Origin of the sequence: Exiguobacterium sibiricum 7-3, assembly GCF_000620865.1 — a bacterium.
In the GTDB taxonomy this organism is placed as follows: domain Bacteria; phylum Bacillota; class Bacilli; order Exiguobacteriales; family Exiguobacteriaceae; genus Exiguobacterium_A; species Exiguobacterium_A sibiricum_A.
Genome location: NZ_JHZS01000006.1, coordinates 24,768 through 41,834 on the forward strand (window position 1 = coordinate 24,768; position 17,067 = coordinate 41,834).

Genomic DNA, 17,067 nt, shown 5'->3' on the forward strand with positions numbered 1-17,067 from the left:
CGACAAATAATGAACGAATAAAATTAACGGTAATCTGGTTTGGTAGTTTGACGTTCCCGTGCGATCGCGAGACCGTTTTCCGGAACATCATCCGTAACGGTTGATCCCGCTGCGACAAGTGCATTTTTACCGACCGTGACCGGCGCGATCAAATTGACGTTACAACCGATGAACGCATCATCTTCAATGACAGTTTGGAATTTATTTGTTCCATCATAGTTCACTGTGATCGAGCCGCAGCCTAAGTTAACGTTTGTGCCGATTGTTGCGTCACCCACGTAACTTAAGTGGGCAGATTTGCTGCCTTCACCAAAAGTTGATTTCTTCACTTCGACGAAGTTACCGATTCGTGTGTTGGCACCGAGAACCGCTTGTTGACGTAAATGCGCAAATGGACCGACTTGTGCAGCTGATCCAATTTGGCTGTCTGTTACAACTGATTGACGAACAACGGCCTGATCAGCGACTTCACTGTCACGGATATCCGAATTCGGTCCGATGATACATTCCGAACCAATCGTTGTTTTACCAAGCAATTGTGTCCCTGGGTACAAGACCGTATCTGAACCGATTACGACATCTGGTCCGATATACGTAGAGGCTGGATCGATGAACGTAACGCCTTGACGCATCCAATGTTCATTCGTCCGCTTACGCATTGATGTTTCCGCTTGCGCAAGCGCTACCCGGTCATTAACACCAATCGTTTCTTCAAACGTCGACGCTGCATAGGCTGCAATCGTTTCACCGTCTGCTTTTGCGATTTCGATGACATCCGGTAAATAGTACTCACCTTGGACATTATCATTATTAACTTCTTTTAAAGCCGCGAATAACATCTCATTATCAAATACGTACGTTCCGGTATTGATTTCTTTAATGAGCAGTTCTTCTGCGTTCGCGTCTTTGTGCTCGACGATTTTCGCGACGTTTCCATCTTCACCACGAACAATTCGTCCATAACCCGTTGCATCATCAGCATGCGCTGTCAAAACAGTCACTTTCGCACCCGCTTCTGCATGGTGTTGCAAGAGCGATTGTAACGTTTCACTTGTCAAAAGGGGTGTGTCTCCACAGACGACGAGTGTCGAGCCTTTTTCCTGTCCAAGAACAGGTTCTGCCATTTGAACAGCATGACCCGTGCCAAGCTGCTCACTTTGAAGTGCATATTCCACCGATGTGCCGAGCACTTCTTTAACAGACTCTGCACCATGACCGACGATGACGACTTGACGCGTGACACCGAGTGTCGTTAATTGATCAACGACATGTTGTACCATAGGTTTCCCAGCTACTGGGTGAAGTACTTTATATAGCTTTGATTTCATCCGAGTGCCTTTACCCGCTGCTAGAATTACCGCGAAATGATTCATCCTTGTCGCTCCTCCATGTAAATTAGTGTTGATTTCGTTCTGAAATAGTCCACTCGTTCCCACTATAACGAAAATGGCGCAACGAATCAATGACAGGACAGACTCGAAATCAACAAACACGCAAAAAAAGACAGGTTCTCCCATTGATGGAGACCTGCCAATCGAGTCAGGAAGGATCGGTTACTTCGAGCGCCGTCAGTTCAACTTCTGACGCCTCACCGTTTTCTTCACGAACTGCGTATGCTTCTAATACTGAATCTTCGACTTTTTTTCGCATTAATGCATTGATTGGATGGGCGACATCACGAAAGATGCCTTCCTGTGTCCGCTTGCTTGGCATCGCGACGAAAAGACCGCTGTTTCCTTCAATCACGCGTAAATCATGTACCACAAATTCGTGGTCGAGCGTAATCGAGGCCAGTGCTTTCATTCGACCCTCTGCTACGACGCGACGAATCTTGACGTCGGTGACATTCATTTTGTCCGCACCCCTTTTAATAACCGTTGTCACAACTCTTCGTTGTCTACTTCTACTTACGGCTTAAAACATTCAAAGGTTTAGCTTTTGCCAATCATTTCACGCATAATTTCCAAAAGTTTGATAATTACAGTATAGTTACAAAAAAAACGGGTGTCAAATTTAGGTATTTTCTCCGTCTGTGAAATACTGGTCGACATTTCCCCGTTTCACTTGAATCTGTCCCAGATCAACATCAACATCTGAAAGCTTCATCAGACTGACGTACTCATTAACCATCTTCTTCTCGGCACCTTCTGCTTCAATCAACACACCGACACCTGCCACGTTCGCTTCAAACTCACTCAGCAGACTCATCATCCCCCGGATCGTTCCACCAGCCTTCATGAAATCATCAATCAGCAAGACGTTGGCACCGCGTGGTAAACTGCGTCTCGCAAGGGCCATCGTCCGAATTGCTTTGGATGAGCCGGAGACATAGTTGATGCTGACGGTCGAACCTTCCGTCACTCGGCTGTCCGAGCGAACGATGACGAACGGTACACCCAACTGTTCAGCGACGGCATAAGCAAGCGGGATTCCTTTTGTCGCAATCGTCATGACGACGTCGACTTTTTTCTGGCTGAAGACAGAAGCAAACACTTGTCCCATCTGTTTCACCATCCGCGGATCTCCGAGCAAGTCCGTCAAATACAAGTAGCCCCCCGGTAACAGACGATCCGGTCGTGCGACGCGTTCACATAACTCATCGATAAATGGCAATGCCTTTGCGCTACTCCATGTCGGGATGAACATGACGCCTCCCGCGGCTCCCGGAACGGTTACCAATCGACCGGTTCCTTCATGCTCCAACATTTCGCTGACAATATCTAAATCTTCACTGATCGAAGATTTCGCAGAGCTATACCGTTCTGCGAAGATCGTCAATGAGACCAGATGATGCGGATGGTCTAGCAGGTAACGTGTCATGTCTACCAACCGACCGCTTCTCCGAATTTTCATCTAAATCGTTCCACCTCTCCGTAATTCCGAATATTCAATAGTGAATATATCATTTTCATACGGAAACTATCAATGGTTTTCCCCTAAAAGACGAACGACGTAGACTTCATTACAAAATCCTCGTAATCCGTTATAGAGACGTTGTGCCCGGTTTTCATGTTCCGTCAAGGCGAAGACAGTCGGTCCGCTACCGCTCATCAAGACACCTTCTGCCCCGCAACTCGTCATGAAGGCTTTGATTTGTTCGACTTCCGGATGCATCGGTAACGTCACCGATTCAAGGACATTGCCAAGGGCATCACAAATTGCCGTGAAATCTTGGTTCTTGACCGCATCAATCATCGCTTCGACATCTGGACGTTCCGCTGTTTCTAAATCAAGCGCTCCGTAAACATCTGCCGTCGAGACACCAATCGTCGGTTTCGCCAGTACGACCCAACAAGGCGGAGGGGATACTAATTTCTCAAGCTTCTCCCCGCGTCCCGTTGCAATCGCGGTTCCTCCCATGACACAAAACGGGACATCCGATCCGACTTCTGCCCCGATCTCCGCCAACTGTTCCAGTGTCAAGTCGAGCTTCCATAATTCGTTTAGCCCACGCAGCGTCGCTGCCGCGTCACTCGAGCCGCCCGCTAATCCTGCTGCGACTGGAATTTGTTTCTCTAAGTAGATTTCAACCCCGCTCTTGACGTCGAATCGTTCCTTTAAGACTGCTGCTGCTTTATACGCTAAGTTGCGTTCATCGTTTGGTACGTAAGCATGTTGGGCATTCATCCGAATCTCGCCGGACGCTAGTTCCGTCAATTCGAGACGATCTGCCAAATCCACCGTTGTCATCACCATATGTACATCGTGATACCCATCCGGACGTTTCGCCGTCGCATCCAATACTAAATTGATTTTTGCTGGAGCTTTTACAATAATCGTCATCGTGCCGTTCCTCCTCTAGTACGTTTCCTGTACGAATTGTATCAACCTTTGCACAAAAAAAGAAGCGAACATTTCTGTCCACTTCGGAAGGTAAGTTTACGAATTCGCGAATTCGATTTGTACGGAGTCGGTTAACACGTCGGCGTAGCTATAAGAAACTCGCTCGACATTGTGGCGCTCTGCGTCTAGCTTGACTACAAACACCGATGGATACGTCTCAACGAGCGTTCCGATTCGGGTTACGACCTTTTTACGACCGCCGCTTGCTTTTAGCGTCAGTCTTTCACCTACATGTGTTTCGAAAACATGTCTGATTTCGTTCAACGTCTTTGGCATACGCTTCACCTCACTAATATTTATTATAGCATATGAATTAAATATTAGAAAGGGCAAATATTATATCCGTTCTTTTGTCTACCGTCAACGTTTTTTAATTGGCAAAAGTGCATCGGCAAGCTGTGCAAATTCCTGCAGGCTGAGCGTCTCACCCCGACGGCGCGGATCAATGCCCGCTTCATGTAAGGCTGCTTCGACCGCCTCTTTTTCTGCTTTACCGAAATGGCTGGACAAGTTATTCAAAATCGTTTTCCGGCGTTGTGCGAAACTGGCACGCGTCACTTCGAAGAAGAGTTTCTCGTCCAGTGTCTTAACTGCCGGCTCTTTACGAATATTTAAACGGATGACTGCTGAATCGACATTCGGTGCCGGAATGAAGACGTGTTTCGGTACCGTGAAACAAACTTCTGCCTCCGCGTAGTATTGAATGGCGATCGACAATGAACCGTACGCCTTCGTTCCCGGTTTTGCCCCGATTCGTTCCGCCACTTCTTTTTGAATCATCATGATAAGGGTCCGGAACGGGGTCCGGGCTTCGAGAATTCGCATGATGATCGGTGTCGTCACATAGTAGGGAAGGTTCGCGACGACAGCGAGATCCGTGATTCCTTGCTGCGTAAACTCTTCGTCGACGATGGTTTCGAGATCCAGTTCGAGCGCATCCCCATGAATGACTTTCACGTGAGGGTACGGAGCAAGTGAATCTTCAAGAATCGGTAAAAGTCGCTGATCGATTTCGAGAGCTACGACTTTTTTCGCCTGTTTTGCTGATTGTTCCGTTAATGAGCCGATACCGGGACCAATCTCAAGCACACCGCTTTCCGGTGTCAAATTAGCGGCACCAACGATGTTTCCGAGTACATTTAAATCGATTAAAAAGTTTTGTCCCAAGGACTTTTTAAATGAAAATCCGTGTTTGGCCAAGATTTCCTTCGTCCGGTGCAATGTAGCGATGTCTTTCAATCCTGTTCCTCCTCTATCTGTTTCAAAGCGTCTTCCCATTCCTGTTTCGTAATTCGGATCGACGCGACACGTTTGACGAGTTGTTTGGCATTCGGTTCACCAATGGCAAGCACCTGTCCCAACCGTTTCCGGCGTTTCGAGGCTGCCGGTCCCCCGATCAGATCGGCGGCGAGAATCATATCCCGCGTCACTTCCGCATCATGCTGCTCTTCCGTCTCATATACTGCACCTAGCGCCCGCTCAATCGCTTCCGGTGACGCATGTTCGACACCGATTTTCCCACGTTTATCTTTTGCGTCTGCCCGTGGCAGGTAGGCCTGTTTACATCCCGGTACCCGTTCATTGATCCGTGCCCGGATCCGGTCACCCGGGAAGTCAGGATCGGTAAACACGATGACACCTCGGCGTTCAAGTGCTTTCGCAATGCGTTGTAATGTCTGCTCGTTAACGGCAGAACCGTTTGTTTCAATTGTATCGACATCGAATACTTCCTGTAAGCGTGTCGTATCATCGCGTCCTTCAACGACGATGACTTCTTTTAAGCGTTTCCGCATCATATCTTCTCCACCTTTTTCAAACACTTCCGTAATTGTACCTGTTTCCACAAAAAAAACAAGGAAGCGTCAAGTGCCCGCTTCCGTCGTGTCGTTCGGGATGACCCAGACTTGGATCGTCTTCCGGCCAAACTGTTTGGCGGTCGACTCCCCTTCAACGAGCACATCGATTTTATTGCCTTTGATGGCACCACCTGTGTCGAGGGCAATCGCCAGTCCGACCCCTTCGACGTATACTTTGGTTCCAAGTGGAATGACTTTCGGATCAACGGCGATAATCGGCAGTCCTTGATACGTGATCGTATCCGTCACGTCATAACCGGTTGCCGTCAAAGCCCGTCCATCATACAGCTGACTTCCATTGGAAGCCGGATCATTCGTATAGGCCGTTGCTTCGACCATCAGGGTTTTTGCTTTGCTAAAATCCAAATCGGTTGCCGCTTTCGGTACTTCTGCTAACGGTACCGTCGCTTTTTCCGTATCGAATGTCGGTGTCGGTGTCATCGCCGCCTCAACCGGTTCGACAGGTTTCGTCCCGACCTTGACTACTTGTTTGACCGGTTCACTCGTGACTTCATTAGCAATCAACTTCTTTTCCTTACTCAAACCGTCTGCAAGGGTCAATTGATATTTTTGTGTCTGGATACCCGGCCGGCCGGATTTCGTCACCAACTGTTCGCCCACCGGCAATGTGTCGTCTTCGACGGTCTCGACTTCAAACGGTAACAGTTGTTGTTCCGTCAGTACGGCACGTCGCGTCGTATTGACCGTGACCAGCATATCCTTTGCGACGACTGTATCCAGACCAGGCATGACCTTGTCTTCCGTCTGGAGCTTAACCCCCTGCATCGACAACAGCTCCCGCACCGTCGTCTGGTACGTATAGACTTCGCGGGCTTTTCCTTCGACAATCAGCTCGATCGGGAATGCTTCCCGGTACCGGACCGTCATTCCGCTCGTCAACACGGCTTCTTTTGAAGGATACACGTCATCCGTCTCTAACATCTGACTGATTCCCTGTTCTTTTAATAGATCGTCGACACGGCGGGCTTGCGTCCGGATCGTCCGTGCTTCACCATATCCCATGATTAATGTAATTTCTTTAGCCGGTTGAATGACGATCAAATCATTTTTCGGAAGATCAGCACTCAGTGCCGGTTCGATGACATCTTGTGATCGAACCGAAATACCGGCTTCCTGCAAGACCCCAAAAACTGATGTCTCAAGCGTCTCGATTTTTGTTTGCCGACCATCCACCATGATCGTGACGTCACGCGGATGGTCCATCATTACATAAAGCAGGCTCGCAACCAACAATAGGATACAGCCGATTGTCATATACGTGATCGATCGAATCATGGAAGGCGGAAGACGCGTTTTGCGTTCTCAGTCGTAGCCTGTTCGACATCAGCGTACATCATTCCACGCAACTGTGCGATTTCTTCCGCAACGAAACGGACATAAGCCGGCTCATTCCGTTTTCCGCGATAAGGCGTTGGTGTCAGATACGGACAGTCCGTCTCGACCAATAACCGATCAAGCGGCACTTCTTGTGCCACGCGTTTAGGCATCTTCGCATTTTTGAACGTCACCGGTCCTCCCAGTGAAATGTAGAAGTTCATGGCCAGACAGCGCGGTAAGAGTTCTGCACTCATGCTGTAACTGTGCAAAATCCCGCCGACTTCTTTTGCGTCTTCTTCTTCCAAAATGCGGAGCGTATCTTCCGTCGCCTCCCGGTTATGGATGACGATCGGTTTATTTTTTTGTTTCGCCAAACGAATCTGCTTTCGAAACGCTGCGTCCTGAACGTCCTTCGGAGAAGTATCCCAGTGGTAATCCAGTCCGATTTCTCCAAGGGCAACGACTTTCGGATGGTCCATCAAACGTTCTACCTTTTCATAGGCAGCGTCGTCGAAATCAATCGAATCGACCGGATGCCATCCGATGACGGCATACAGATCATCATACTGTTCAACCAGTTCCATTGCCCGGTCAATCGTTTTATGATCAAAGCCAACGACGATCATCGGAGATACGCCGTTTGCACGTGCCCGCTCAATCGTCTCATCGACATCTCCGTCAAACTGATCCGAGTTTAAATGTGTGTGTGTATCAATCAACATACTATTCGACTCCTTCTTTCAAAAAAATGCCTGTGACATCAAGTCCACAGGCATCTGGATTATTTTACACTTGCCCCGTTCGCCATCGTTGATGGTACGGTAGCTAATTCAAGTTTACCTGATTTCTCGGCAGCGAGCACCATCCCTTGCGACAATTCTCCCCGCAATGTGACAGGTTTTAAATTGGCGACGACGATGACTTTCCGGCCGACTAAATCTTCCGGCTCATACCATTCAGCGATTCCTGAAACGATTTGTCGTGTTTCTTTCCCCATGTCGACCGTCAGCTTCAGCAATTTTTTTGCTTTTTTGATTTTTTCAGCTGTGACGATTTCTCCGACACGTAACTCGATTTGGTCAAACACATCAATCGTCGTTTCCGGACGAACATCGGTATCTACCTCTTCGACTTCCGTCTCTTCTTCGACGCGTGCAGCAGAAGCTTGTTTCATCATCTCAACGATGGCTTCGACCTCTTCTTTCATATCACGGCGTGGGAAGATTGGTTCTGCCGTACCGACCTTCGTTCCCTCTTCAACAGCCGCGAACTGTTCAAGTGCTGCCCAGTCCATCGGTTGTCCTTCAAGACCGAGTTGACGGAAGATTTCTTTTGGCGAACGTGTCATGAACGGTTGCAACATGATCGCGACGTGGCGTAACGCACCAACCAGGTGGACCATCGATGAAGCGAGTTCTTTTGTTTTCGTTTCATCTTTTGCAAGTACCCACGGTTGTGTCTCATCGATGTATTTATTGGCACGGCTGATCAATTGCCAGATGTGCGATAAAGCAACCGAGAACTCCATGTGTTCCATCGAAGCTTCGACCTTCTCGACCGTTTCTTTGGCCAGTGTCGACAACGTTTCGTCAAACGGTGTGACGTTTCCGGCATACGTCGGAATGACGCCGTCGAAATACTTCGTGATCATCGCAATCGTGCGGTTGAGTAAGTTCCCCAGGTCATTCGCCAGATCAAAGTTCATCCGTTCGACAAATGCTTCCGGTGTGAACATCCCGTCTGAACCGAACGGTACTTCCCGAAGCAGGTAATAACGTAACGCATCAAGTCCGTACCGATCAATCATCGGAACCGGATCAACGACGTTTCCTTTTGATTTCGACATCTTGCCGTCTTTCATCAGCAACCAGCCGTGTGCGAACACTTGCTTCGGAAGCGGCAGGTCGAGTGCCATCAGCAAGGCCGGCCAGACGATCGTGTGGAAACGAACGATTTCTTTTCCGACAAGGTGTACATCTGCTGGCCAGTACTTATCAAAGTTTCCTTGGTCGTCTGTTCCGTATCCAAGTGACGAGATGTAGTTCGTTAACGCATCAACCCACACGTAGACGACGTGTTTCGGATTCGACGGAACTTTGACACCCCAGTCGAATGTCGTCCGTGAGACGGCAAGGTCTTGTAAACCGGGTTTGATGAAGTTGTTGATCATTTCATGTTTCCGTGATTCTGGTAAAATGAACGATGGGTTTGCTTCATAATATTCCACTAGGCGATCTGCGTATTGACTGATCCGGAAGAAGTAACACTCTTCCCGGACGAGTTCGACCGGATGACCGCTGTCCGGACTTTTACCGTCGACCAGCTGTGATTCCGTATAATACGTTTCGTCTGGAACGGAATACCATCCTTCATATTCGCCGAGATAAATATCACCTTTTTCGAGTAATGTCTCGAAAACGCGTTCAACGACTTCTTTATGACGTGGTTCTGTCGTCCGGATATAATCATCATAGGAAATATCAAGACGGTCCCATAAGACTTTGATTTGTTCGACGACACCATCGACGAACTCCTGCTCGGAAACGCCGGCTTCCTTCGCTTTTTCTTGAATTTTTTGCCCGTGCTCATCCGTTCCGGTTAAGTAACGAACATCAAATCCCTGAAGGCGTTTGTAACGCGCCATCGCGTCCCCTGCGACTGTCGTATAGGCGTGACCGATATGTAGCTTAGCGCTAGGATAATAAATCGGTGTAGTGATATAAAATGTTTTTGCCATGATATTCCTCCGTTCTGTATTTCATTTCATTATTATACGCTGTTCTGTCGTCTGTGTCGAAACTCGTTTTTTGTCGAATCCAAACATTTTTTGACATCAGACATCGAATACCAAAAAAACACACTCAATAGTTTGATTTCCTTTAAAAAGGGAAAAACTATTAATAAATCGTTTCAGATATGGTTTTTTTGAGAAATAAATGACATTTTGATTTCAAGCTATTCAGATTGGTTGACTACTTTTGGAAAGTTTAGTATTCTACATTCTATAGAAGTGATGTCGAATTTTGACGATTTTCCAAAAAAAAAGAGAACCTAGACATCAGAGGAGGAACAACAAAATGAAATCAACAGGTATTGTACGTAAAGTAGATGAGCTCGGCCGGGTCGTTATTCCAATCGAACTCCGTCGGACACTTCAAATCGCAGAGAAGGATGCGCTTGAGATTTATGTCGACAACGAGCAGATCATCCTTAAAAAATACAAACCAAACATGACTTGCCAAGTAACAGGTGAAGTATCGGAAGATAACTTCAAATTAGCAGACGGTAAATTGATTCTCTCTCCAGACGGCGCACAACGTGTCCTCGTTGAGTTAAAAGACTTCCTCGACCGTCATTACGCAGGAAACGAATAAGTAAAAAGAAGCGATTCCAAACGGAGTCGCTTCTTTTTTTAGGATTCATGATAACGCAAATACAATTCCTGACGATCGAGTCCCCGCTCTTTGGCAACTCGTTTCAGGGCAGCATTCGGCTTTTCACCTTGTTCGATATACCGTTCAATTTGTTGTAACGGATCCGCTTCCTGTTCCTCTTCCGCCGGTCGCTCCTCGGTCGACCCTTCGACGATGACGACAAACTCCCCCCGGACTTCTTCTCCGGCCCATTCGAGAGCTTCTGTCACAGAACCCCGAATATACTCTTCATACCGTTTGGTCAGTTCGCGGGCTAACGTCAGTTGACGCTCTCCGAGTACATCCCGTAAGGCGCCTAACATCTCTTTAAGACGATGCGGTGCTTCATAGAAGATAAGGCTACCTTTTTCATAACGGACGGTTTCAAGCGCCTCACGACGTTCTTTTTTCTTACGCGGTAAAAAACCATAGTATAAAAATCGTTCTGTCGCAAGACCCGAGGCGACGAGCGCCGTTAATGCGGCGTTTGCTCCCGGTAAGACGACGACCGGAATATCCTCGGCAATCGCTTCTCGAATCAAATCACTGCCTGGATCTGAGATTCCCGGCATCCCGGCATCCGAGACCAGGGCGACCTGTTTTCCCGCATGCAGGTCGGCCAATAGCCGTGCCCCGCTGACTTGTTTATTATGTTCGTGATAGCTGACAAGTTTCGTGTCGATTTTAAAATGATTAAATAATTTCATCGTTTGCCGTGTATCTTCCGCCGCGACGAGATCGGACTCTTGCAAGATGCGGACAGCCCGATAAGTCATGTCTTCGAGATTACCGATCGGTGTCGGCACGATGTACAAACCGGTTGTTTGTCCTTTAAAACTGCTTGTTGCTTTCATGAGATGACCTCCCTCCTTGAATAAGTTGTTCTTTTTTAAGACGCGTCAATTGTTTAATGGCATACTCACGTTTTAAGGCTTCCGACTTTGTTGCGAACGTTTCTGTATATTCGAGCACGACCGGCAGTCTGGCACGGGTATACTTTGCACCTTGTCCGGCATTGTGTGTCGCCAACCGTTTTTCGACATCAATCGCGTATCCCGTGTAGAGACTGCCGTCCCGGCAACGGACGATGTAGATGGCATGTTCAGACATCAAACTGAGTCCGCATCTGCAACGTGTACGTATCGTCTTGTTCGTAGACGATGAAGGGAGGCAATACCTTTAGACCCGGCTTGGCATCTTTGATCCCCTCAATCAACAACATGTTGGCCTCTTTCCCTTCTTTCGGGTAGATAAGCTGCATCCGCTTCGGTTCAAGCCGGTACTGACGCATCAAGGTGACGATATCGAGAAGGCGCTCCGGTCGATGGACGAATGCCGTTTTCCCACCTTGTTTCAAAAGATCTGCGGCCGACCGGATACAATCCTCAAGTGTACATAATACTTCATGCCGGGCAATCGTATAATGTTCACTTATGTTTCGGTTCGACGAGTCATTTGCCAAGAAGTAAGGCGGATTACATGTGACGGCATCGTACAGACCATAACCCAATCGTTTCCCGGCTTCCTTGACGTCACCTTCGATCATTTGCAATTGATCTTGTTTTTCATTCATTTGAATACTACGCTCGGCCATATCAACGAGACGGGGTTGAATTTCAAGCCCTGTGATCGTTCCTTTCGTCCGGTAAGACAAAAATAACGGAATGGCTCCGTTACCGGCACATAAATCGACCAACTTCCCTTGTTGGATCGGCACCCAGGCAAACTGCGCCAGCAATGCGGCGTCCAGAGAGTAGGAAAATACGGTGGGACTTTGAATGATTCGTCCTTCTTTTCCAAGCAGATGATCCAGTCGCTCATCTGATAATAGTTCAGGCATATCGTTCTTCCTTTCTGAAAAAAAGACTGACTCCTAGGAAGTCAGCCTCTCAATGTTTCGTTAACATGGACAAGCAGAACAGACAATCTCCGTCTTTACGGACTTGACCATAATGCAGGTTACAAATATGGAATCCTTCTTGATACAGTCGTCCTAGATTATCATAGCCAGCACCTGTACCGGCTTCCGCCTGCGCTTCTTCTGTAATCGGTTGTTGCTCATCGCGCTCTACCTTCTCACGGAGGTGATGATTCTCAAGATACAGATGTTGGTTCTCTTCCATCATGTAAGCAAGCTGATCCTTCAAAACGCTCAGATGCTCAGTCAGCAAGTGAATCTGTTGCTCGATCGCATCAACACGCGTAATGATTTCTTTTTTATCGACTCTCTCCACGCGTATGCACCCCGTCATTCTTTTGGTCGTTTTTGTTTTACGGCACCGACAGACAGTAGTTCCTCCATCGAGTATGTCAGGACCCGCGAACGGTCTTTCAACTCAATTTGGACGATTTGATCGAGAATGTTCAGACCTACAACCCGTCCTTCACCTTCCGGAACAGTCAATCGTTTTCCGTAATCCGGCAAATCCCGTCGCATTTCTTCGTATGTGTCATTTTCATATTTTAAGCAACACATTAAACGACCACAGACACCAGAAATCTTCGTCGGGTTCAAGGATAGATTTTGATCTTTCGCCATCTTGATCGAAACCGGTTCAAATTCACCTAAAAATGAAGAGCAGCAGAGAACACGACCACACGGACCGATTCCTCCCAGTAACTTCGCTTCATCACGGACGCCGATTTGTCGTAACTCAATGCGTGTCCGGAAAACAGCAGCCAAATCTTTGACGAGTTCCCGGAAATCGACACGACCTTCTGCCGTGAAGTAAAAAATGACTTTATTTCGATCAAATGTATATTCGACGTCGACTAATTTCATATCGAGCTTGTGCTCACGAATTTTTTCGACGCAGACAGCGTGCGCATCAAACGCCGCCATTTTATTTTCACGGACGATCATCGCGTCTTTATCATCCGCGACGCGAAGAATCGATTTCAGCGGCAAGACCACATCATCTTCGTCCATTTGTTTATCGGCAATTACCACTTCACCATATTCAATGCCCCGCACTGTCTCAACGATGACGGATTGTCCTCGTGATAATGACTCTTGTCCAGGTGCAAAATAATAAATTTTGCCCGCTTCTTTAAAGCGAACGCCTACTACTTCTAGCATATCGCTCTACCCTTTCTGTAAGTCAAACATGAGACGCTCAACTGTTAATTGAGGATTAACATTTGCTTCGATCCGCTTAACGGCTGCGAGTACTGCCTGCAACCACCGAGTGATCGTCGTCTGACTTTTTCCACCCATTTGTTCCAGTAATGGTCGGCTGTTTGCATATGTGATCGTTTCCCATGACGGATTCAGTTTAAGATGAAGAACATCTTCAAAGAAACATGTCACAAGTTCCAGACCAATTCGTGCATCTTGCCGATTTTTAAATTGACTCATCCATTTTTCCTGGACAAACAACGGTAAATCCGCCGGACGATTCGCTAATTCCTCCATCAATTGTACCACTGACACTCGCGCATTTACAAACCAGTCTTCGACTAATGCCTGTTCTGCATCCTCGATTTTCGGATAGACCCGGGCAGCAAGTTGCGTTAATTCGTTATCCCGTCCCGTTTTTTCAGATAAGACTTGTCCGATCAACAAACGATCTGCCGGACGAAAACTTAGTAATTGTCCCCGCGAACGAATCGTCGGCAACAATAACTGTGGCTGATTCGTAATTAAAATTGCTACTTTTCCTGCACCTGGTTCTTCAAAGAACTTCAACAGACTGTTTGCTGCCTGGGGTGTCATTTTATGTGACTGTGTCACGACATAGATTTGACGGTCGCCTTCAAGACCCCGTAACGATAAATCATGCATCAACTGCTGAATCTGTTCTTTTTTAATGGTAGCCCCATCTGGTTCGATTTGGTAGTAGTCGACCAAGTTTCCGCTGTCCATGCGACGGCAACTCCGGCATATTTGACATGGTTCGATTTGATCTCGTCGTTCACAAAACAGACTTTTGGCGAACAACTGAGCCGCCTCTAAAAGAAGCGGCTCATAGTCCCCCGTAAAGATATAAGCATGGTTAATGCGATTCGTCTGTAACGAGTTACGCAAAATCGTCGCGATGACCGATTGGGTTTGTTCTAGTTCATGAAATGTCTGCATTAGAATTGATGAAACCCTTCGATTGGTAAGACGAACACTGTCGCTCCCCCAACCTGTACTTCGACTGGGTAAGGGATGTATGAATCGGCATGACCGCCCATCGGCGAGATCGGTGAGACCATTTGTTCCCGGCTCGAACAGTTCTTTTTAATCAAACGCATTAAATCATCCAATCGTTCGCTTTGGACACCAATCATGAACGTCGTATTTCCTTCTTTGAGAAAACCGCCTGTCGTCGCAAGCTTTGTTGCCCGAAAATCGTTTTCGACCAATGCTTCTGCTAAACGTAGGCTATCTTTATCTTGAACAATCGTAATGACCATTTTCATGATAATCTCTCCCTTTTTTTTAAATACGTCAGAACATCCTGACATAATGTCGTTTGTAATGCTTCAATCGATTGATTTGCATCGACCAGCTGAATTCGTTCCGATTCCTGTTCTGCTAACTTCAGGAACCCTTCATACACCCGTTGACGGAATACGTCATCGCGTTGCTCGATTCGATCCAGTGCCCCTCGGTCCATCATTCGTTGCTTCGAATCCGAGACTGACAGGTTAAACAGATACGTTCGATCCGGTGTTAAATGGTTGGTGGCCTGCTGATTGATGGAACGGACCTGTTCAATTGAATATCCAAGTCCATATCCTTGATAAGCAATCGATGCATCGATGAATCGATCGCATAAAACAACTTTTCCGGCAGCAAGGGCCGGACGAATCAATTCATTGACATGTTGTGCCCGAGACGCCGCATACAGAAGAATTTCCGTCATCTCATCCATCTCTTGAAAGTCGGGATTTAAGATCAGTGATCGAATCTTATTTCCGATTCGTGTGCCACCGGGCTCACGTGTCATCACGATATCATATCCTTCAGCCGTTAAACGATCTGCAAGCAATTGCAACTGGGTCGTTTTCCCAGCACCATCTGGTCCTTCGACCGTAATAAATGTTCCTGTCATTCTATAATTCCTTCCTGTATCACACGCAATTTCCCCTGATGGAGAAACTCACCGCCTTGCAGATGAATAGAGGTGTTTGTATAATGTTCAATCCTTGTAATATGTTCTGCCGTAATCCGTTCTCCCCGTAACAGTAGTGGTATGCCCGGTGGATACGGAATGATTGTTTCAAGTGAAACTAAACCAACTGCTTTTTCAAAAGTCTGCTCGACTGCCTGAACGTATTCCAATTGATCAAGTGGGTAAGCCAGGGACGATACCTTTATTTTACCCATAATCGGTTGTTCCATATACCTTTTATCTGGAATTCCTTCTGCTTTCAGGATCTCGATTGCTACTTGGATCTGATTGACCCAAGTATCCCGTTCAAATGGTTCGATGATTCGTAACGGTAAGATACAAACTACATGTGCTCCAAGAGCAAACTCGGCATCAAGTCCTTGATCTGCTAATGCATCCAACAACTGACTTCCTGAATACATTTCACAGGAAAGAACCATCCGCGACCAATCATCAAAAGTAAAGGCCGTGATGCCTGCTAATTGATTGATTTGCTGATGAAGGAGTTCGTGACTAGTTCGAACAGATATCATGCTTGAAACAGTCCAATGTTCGCGGTAATCACGAGCAAAGTCCAGTGAAGCCATCAAAAGATAAGACGGACTAGACGTTTGAAATGCCTGAAGAGCCCGGATTAACCGTCTCCGTTCGTCATCCGTAAAGCGTTCATGAATCCAGGCGCCCATCGTCAGAGCAGGTAATGTCTTGTGTGCTGATTGAACCACGGCAGTTGCTCCAAGTTCAAATGCCGAACGGACGCCAAACGCTTCGCCGAAATGAGCGCCATGGGCTTCGTCGATCAGTAACGGTATAGCAGATGATTTTGTGACTCGAACCACCTCTTCGATTCGGGCGGTTTCACCATAGTAAGTCGGCGATGTTAAAAACACGGCTGCTCCTCCCGGAAAAGTCGCTAAAGCTTCCTCTAATGTTTCACGTGAAACATTTCCGCTAATACCTGTTGTTGGATCGCTTTCGGGTTCCAGTAAAATCGGTGATAATCCTAACCATTCCATCGCATTGAAAACAGATTTATGTGAATTACGCTGAACGTATATCCGATCTCCCCGTTGTGAGACAGCGGCTAACATCGCCCAATTGCCGACCGTCGATCCGTTGACCAAAAAATGACTGTCTGATGCTTCATAGATTCGGCGCAATAAAAGTTTTGCTTCGTAAATTGCTTCTTCCGGATGATGAAAATCATCTAGACCACGCAACTCCGTTTTATCCCATTCAAAAAAAGAAGGTAATCCATCGAATAACGTTCCATTCTTATGTCCTGGAACATGCCAGGAAGTAGCTTTTCTTTCTACATGAGCACAAAGTGCTTCAATAATCGGCATACGACCTTCCATACCCTACAGTCCTTTCTAAATCTAAACTACAAAAAGACCGACCTGCAGATGCAGATCGGTCCTTCACTTGCCTGGCAACGTCCTATCCTCACAGGGGGAAGCCCCCAACTACTTTCGGCGTTCAAGTGCTTAACTTCCGTGTTCGGCATGGGAACGG

General features: G+C 47.2%; 20 protein-coding genes and 1 rRNA gene. 1 reads left to right on the plus strand and 20 read right to left on the minus strand.

Features of this window, described 5'->3' with window-relative positions:
• Positions 1–23: 23 nt before the first annotated feature.
• The 10 genes from glmU to metG all read right to left on the minus strand — a co-directional run bounded on the left by glmU (position 24) and on the right by metG (position 9,774).
• Entirely contained in the window at positions 24–1,373 is a 1,350-nt protein-coding gene (gene glmU, locus P402_RS0100795; RefSeq protein WP_026826996.1) for a bifunctional UDP-N-acetylglucosamine diphosphorylase/glucosamine-1-phosphate N-acetyltransferase GlmU, read from the minus strand.
• A gap of 166 nt (positions 1,374–1,539) precedes the next feature.
• Positions 1,540–1,851, minus strand: a complete 312-nt coding sequence (spoVG, locus tag P402_RS0100800; RefSeq protein WP_026826997.1) for a septation regulator SpoVG — start codon at positions 1,849–1,851, stop codon at positions 1,540–1,542.
• A 162-nt stretch (positions 1,852–2,013) separates the two neighbouring features.
• The gene (gene purR / locus P402_RS0100805) at positions 2,014–2,853 is read right to left on the minus strand and encodes a pur operon repressor (protein WP_026826998.1); all 840 of its coding nucleotides are present in this window, start codon (positions 2,851–2,853) and stop codon (positions 2,014–2,016) included.
• Positions 2,854–2,922: 69 nt separating this feature from the next.
• Positions 2,923–3,783 (minus strand): 4-(cytidine 5'-diphospho)-2-C-methyl-D-erythritol kinase, encoded by an 861-nt coding sequence (ispE, locus tag P402_RS0100810; protein WP_026826999.1) that lies wholly within the window; start codon positions 3,781–3,783, stop codon positions 2,923–2,925.
• 96 nt (positions 3,784–3,879) lie between these two features.
• On the minus strand, positions 3,880–4,119 hold the full coding sequence (locus tag P402_RS0100815) for a Veg family protein (RefSeq protein WP_012368950.1): 240 nt from the start codon (positions 4,117–4,119) through the stop codon (positions 3,880–3,882).
• Positions 4,120–4,203: 84 nt separating this feature from the next.
• A complete protein-coding gene (gene rsmA, locus P402_RS0100820; RefSeq protein WP_026827000.1) occupies positions 4,204–5,082 on the minus strand; it encodes a 16S rRNA (adenine(1518)-N(6)/adenine(1519)-N(6))-dimethyltransferase RsmA in 879 nt (292 codons plus the stop codon).
• Positions 5,079–5,639: a ribonuclease M5 gene (rnmV, locus tag P402_RS0100825; protein ID WP_081776591.1), complete on the minus strand. Its 561-nt coding sequence runs from the start codon at positions 5,637–5,639 to the stop codon at positions 5,079–5,081. Before rnmV ends, rsmA begins: the two co-directional genes overlap by 4 nt.
• A gap of 66 nt (positions 5,640–5,705) precedes the next feature.
• A complete protein-coding gene (locus tag P402_RS17225) occupies positions 5,706–6,995 on the minus strand; it encodes a ubiquitin-like domain-containing protein (RefSeq protein WP_026827002.1) in 1,290 nt (429 codons plus the stop codon).
• Positions 6,992–7,759, minus strand: a complete 768-nt coding sequence (locus tag P402_RS0100835) for a TatD family hydrolase (RefSeq protein ID WP_026827003.1) — start codon at positions 7,757–7,759, stop codon at positions 6,992–6,994. Before P402_RS0100835 ends, P402_RS17225 begins: the two co-directional genes overlap by 4 nt.
• Positions 7,760–7,818: 59 nt before the next feature.
• Positions 7,819–9,774: a methionine--tRNA ligase gene (metG, locus tag P402_RS0100840; protein WP_026827004.1), complete on the minus strand. Its 1,956-nt coding sequence runs from the start codon at positions 9,772–9,774 to the stop codon at positions 7,819–7,821.
• A 340-nt stretch (positions 9,775–10,114) separates the two neighbouring features.
• Between metG and P402_RS0100845 the strand changes: the two genes are divergently transcribed.
• Positions 10,115–10,411: an AbrB/MazE/SpoVT family DNA-binding domain-containing protein gene (locus tag P402_RS0100845; RefSeq protein WP_012368944.1), complete on the plus strand. Its 297-nt coding sequence runs from the start codon at positions 10,115–10,117 to the stop codon at positions 10,409–10,411.
• Positions 10,412–10,449: 38 nt separating this feature from the next.
• Here the strand turns inward: P402_RS0100845 and rsmI are convergent, their stop codons facing one another.
• The 10 genes from rsmI to rrf all read right to left on the minus strand — a co-directional run.
• On the minus strand, positions 10,450–11,304 hold the full coding sequence (rsmI, locus tag P402_RS0100850) for a 16S rRNA (cytidine(1402)-2'-O)-methyltransferase (protein ID WP_026827005.1): 855 nt from the start codon (positions 11,302–11,304) through the stop codon (positions 10,450–10,452).
• Entirely contained in the window at positions 11,282–11,560 is a 279-nt protein-coding gene (locus tag P402_RS0100855; RefSeq protein WP_026827006.1) for a GIY-YIG nuclease family protein, read from the minus strand. Before P402_RS0100855 ends, rsmI begins: the two co-directional genes overlap by 23 nt.
• The gene (locus P402_RS0100860; RefSeq protein WP_026827007.1) at positions 11,553–12,290 is read right to left on the minus strand and encodes a tRNA1(Val) (adenine(37)-N6)-methyltransferase; all 738 of its coding nucleotides are present in this window, start codon (positions 12,288–12,290) and stop codon (positions 11,553–11,555) included. The genes P402_RS0100855 and P402_RS0100860 overlap by 8 nt, the downstream gene beginning before the upstream one ends.
• A 49-nt stretch (positions 12,291–12,339) precedes the next feature.
• A complete protein-coding gene (gene yabA, locus P402_RS0100865; RefSeq protein ID WP_026827008.1) occupies positions 12,340–12,702 on the minus strand; it encodes a DNA replication initiation control protein YabA in 363 nt (120 codons plus the stop codon).
• Positions 12,699–13,529 carry a PSP1 domain-containing protein gene (locus tag P402_RS0100870; RefSeq protein WP_026827009.1) on the minus strand — a complete coding sequence of 277 codons (831 nt, stop codon included), beginning with the start codon at positions 13,527–13,529 and terminating at the stop codon, positions 12,699–12,701. Before P402_RS0100870 ends, yabA begins: the two co-directional genes overlap by 4 nt.
• 6 nt (positions 13,530–13,535) lie before the next feature.
• Positions 13,536–14,528: a DNA polymerase gene (locus P402_RS0100875; protein ID WP_026827010.1), complete on the minus strand. Its 993-nt coding sequence runs from the start codon at positions 14,526–14,528 to the stop codon at positions 13,536–13,538.
• Positions 14,528–14,857 (minus strand): cyclic-di-AMP receptor, encoded by a 330-nt coding sequence (locus tag P402_RS0100880; RefSeq protein WP_014969082.1) that lies wholly within the window; start codon positions 14,855–14,857, stop codon positions 14,528–14,530. Before P402_RS0100880 ends, P402_RS0100875 begins: the two co-directional genes overlap by 1 nt.
• Positions 14,854–15,492 carry a dTMP kinase gene (gene tmk, locus P402_RS0100885; RefSeq protein ID WP_026827011.1) on the minus strand — a complete coding sequence of 213 codons (639 nt, stop codon included), beginning with the start codon at positions 15,490–15,492 and terminating at the stop codon, positions 14,854–14,856. The genes P402_RS0100880 and tmk overlap by 4 nt, the downstream gene beginning before the upstream one ends.
• The gene (locus tag P402_RS0100890; RefSeq protein ID WP_026827012.1) at positions 15,489–16,898 is read right to left on the minus strand and encodes an aminotransferase class I/II-fold pyridoxal phosphate-dependent enzyme; all 1,410 of its coding nucleotides are present in this window, start codon (positions 16,896–16,898) and stop codon (positions 15,489–15,491) included. Before P402_RS0100890 ends, tmk begins: the two co-directional genes overlap by 4 nt.
• An 81-nt stretch (positions 16,899–16,979) precedes the next feature.
• Positions 16,980–17,067 (minus strand): 5S ribosomal RNA (gene rrf / locus P402_RS16680); the annotation flags it as partial.

Excerpts from the sequence above, each read along its gene's own strand:
- glmU (WP_026826996.1), bottom strand. The coding sequence starts at position 1,373 with ATGAATCATTTCGCGGTAATTCTAGCAGCGGGTAAAGGCACTCGGATG.
- spoVG (WP_026826997.1), bottom strand. The coding sequence starts at position 1,851 with ATGAATGTCACCGACGTCAAGATTCGTCGCGTCGTAGCAGAGGGTCGA.
- purR (WP_026826998.1), bottom strand. The coding sequence starts at position 2,853 with ATGAAAATTCGGAGAAGCGGTCGGTTGGTAGACATGACACGTTACCTG.
- ispE (WP_026826999.1), bottom strand. The coding sequence starts at position 3,783 with ATGACGATTATTGTAAAAGCTCCAGCAAAAATCAATTTAGTATTGGAT.
- P402_RS0100815 (WP_012368950.1), bottom strand. The coding sequence starts at position 4,119 with ATGCCAAAGACGTTGAACGAAATCAGACATGTTTTCGAAACACATGTA.
- rnmV (WP_081776591.1), bottom strand. The coding sequence starts at position 5,639 with ATGATGCGGAAACGCTTAAAAGAAGTCATCGTCGTTGAAGGACGCGAT.
- P402_RS17225 (WP_026827002.1), bottom strand. The coding sequence starts at position 6,995 with ATGATTCGATCGATCACGTATATGACAATCGGCTGTATCCTATTGTTG.
- P402_RS0100835 (WP_026827003.1), bottom strand. The coding sequence starts at position 7,759 with ATGTTGATTGATACACACACACATTTAAACTCGGATCAGTTTGACGGA.
- metG (WP_026827004.1), bottom strand. The coding sequence starts at position 9,774 with ATGGCAAAAACATTTTATATCACTACACCGATTTATTATCCTAGCGCT.
- P402_RS0100845 (WP_012368944.1), top strand. The coding sequence starts at position 10,115 with ATGAAATCAACAGGTATTGTACGTAAAGTAGATGAGCTCGGCCGGGTC.
- rsmI (WP_026827005.1), bottom strand. The coding sequence starts at position 11,304 with ATGAAAGCAACAAGCAGTTTTAAAGGACAAACAACCGGTTTGTACATC.
- P402_RS0100855 (WP_026827006.1), bottom strand. The coding sequence starts at position 11,560 with ATGTCTGAACATGCCATCTACATCGTCCGTTGCCGGGACGGCAGTCTC.
- P402_RS0100860 (WP_026827007.1), bottom strand. The coding sequence starts at position 12,290 with ATGCCTGAACTATTATCAGATGAGCGACTGGATCATCTGCTTGGAAAA.
- yabA (WP_026827008.1), bottom strand. The coding sequence starts at position 12,702 with ATGACGGGGTGCATACGCGTGGAGAGAGTCGATAAAAAAGAAATCATT.
- P402_RS0100870 (WP_026827009.1), bottom strand. The coding sequence starts at position 13,529 with ATGCTAGAAGTAGTAGGCGTTCGCTTTAAAGAAGCGGGCAAAATTTAT.
- P402_RS0100875 (WP_026827010.1), bottom strand. The coding sequence starts at position 14,528 with ATGCAGACATTTCATGAACTAGAACAAACCCAATCGGTCATCGCGACG.
- P402_RS0100880 (WP_014969082.1), bottom strand. The coding sequence starts at position 14,857 with ATGAAAATGGTCATTACGATTGTTCAAGATAAAGATAGCCTACGTTTA.
- tmk (WP_026827011.1), bottom strand. The coding sequence starts at position 15,492 with ATGACAGGAACATTTATTACGGTCGAAGGACCAGATGGTGCTGGGAAA.
- P402_RS0100890 (WP_026827012.1), bottom strand. The coding sequence starts at position 16,898 with ATGCCGATTATTGAAGCACTTTGTGCTCATGTAGAAAGAAAAGCTACT.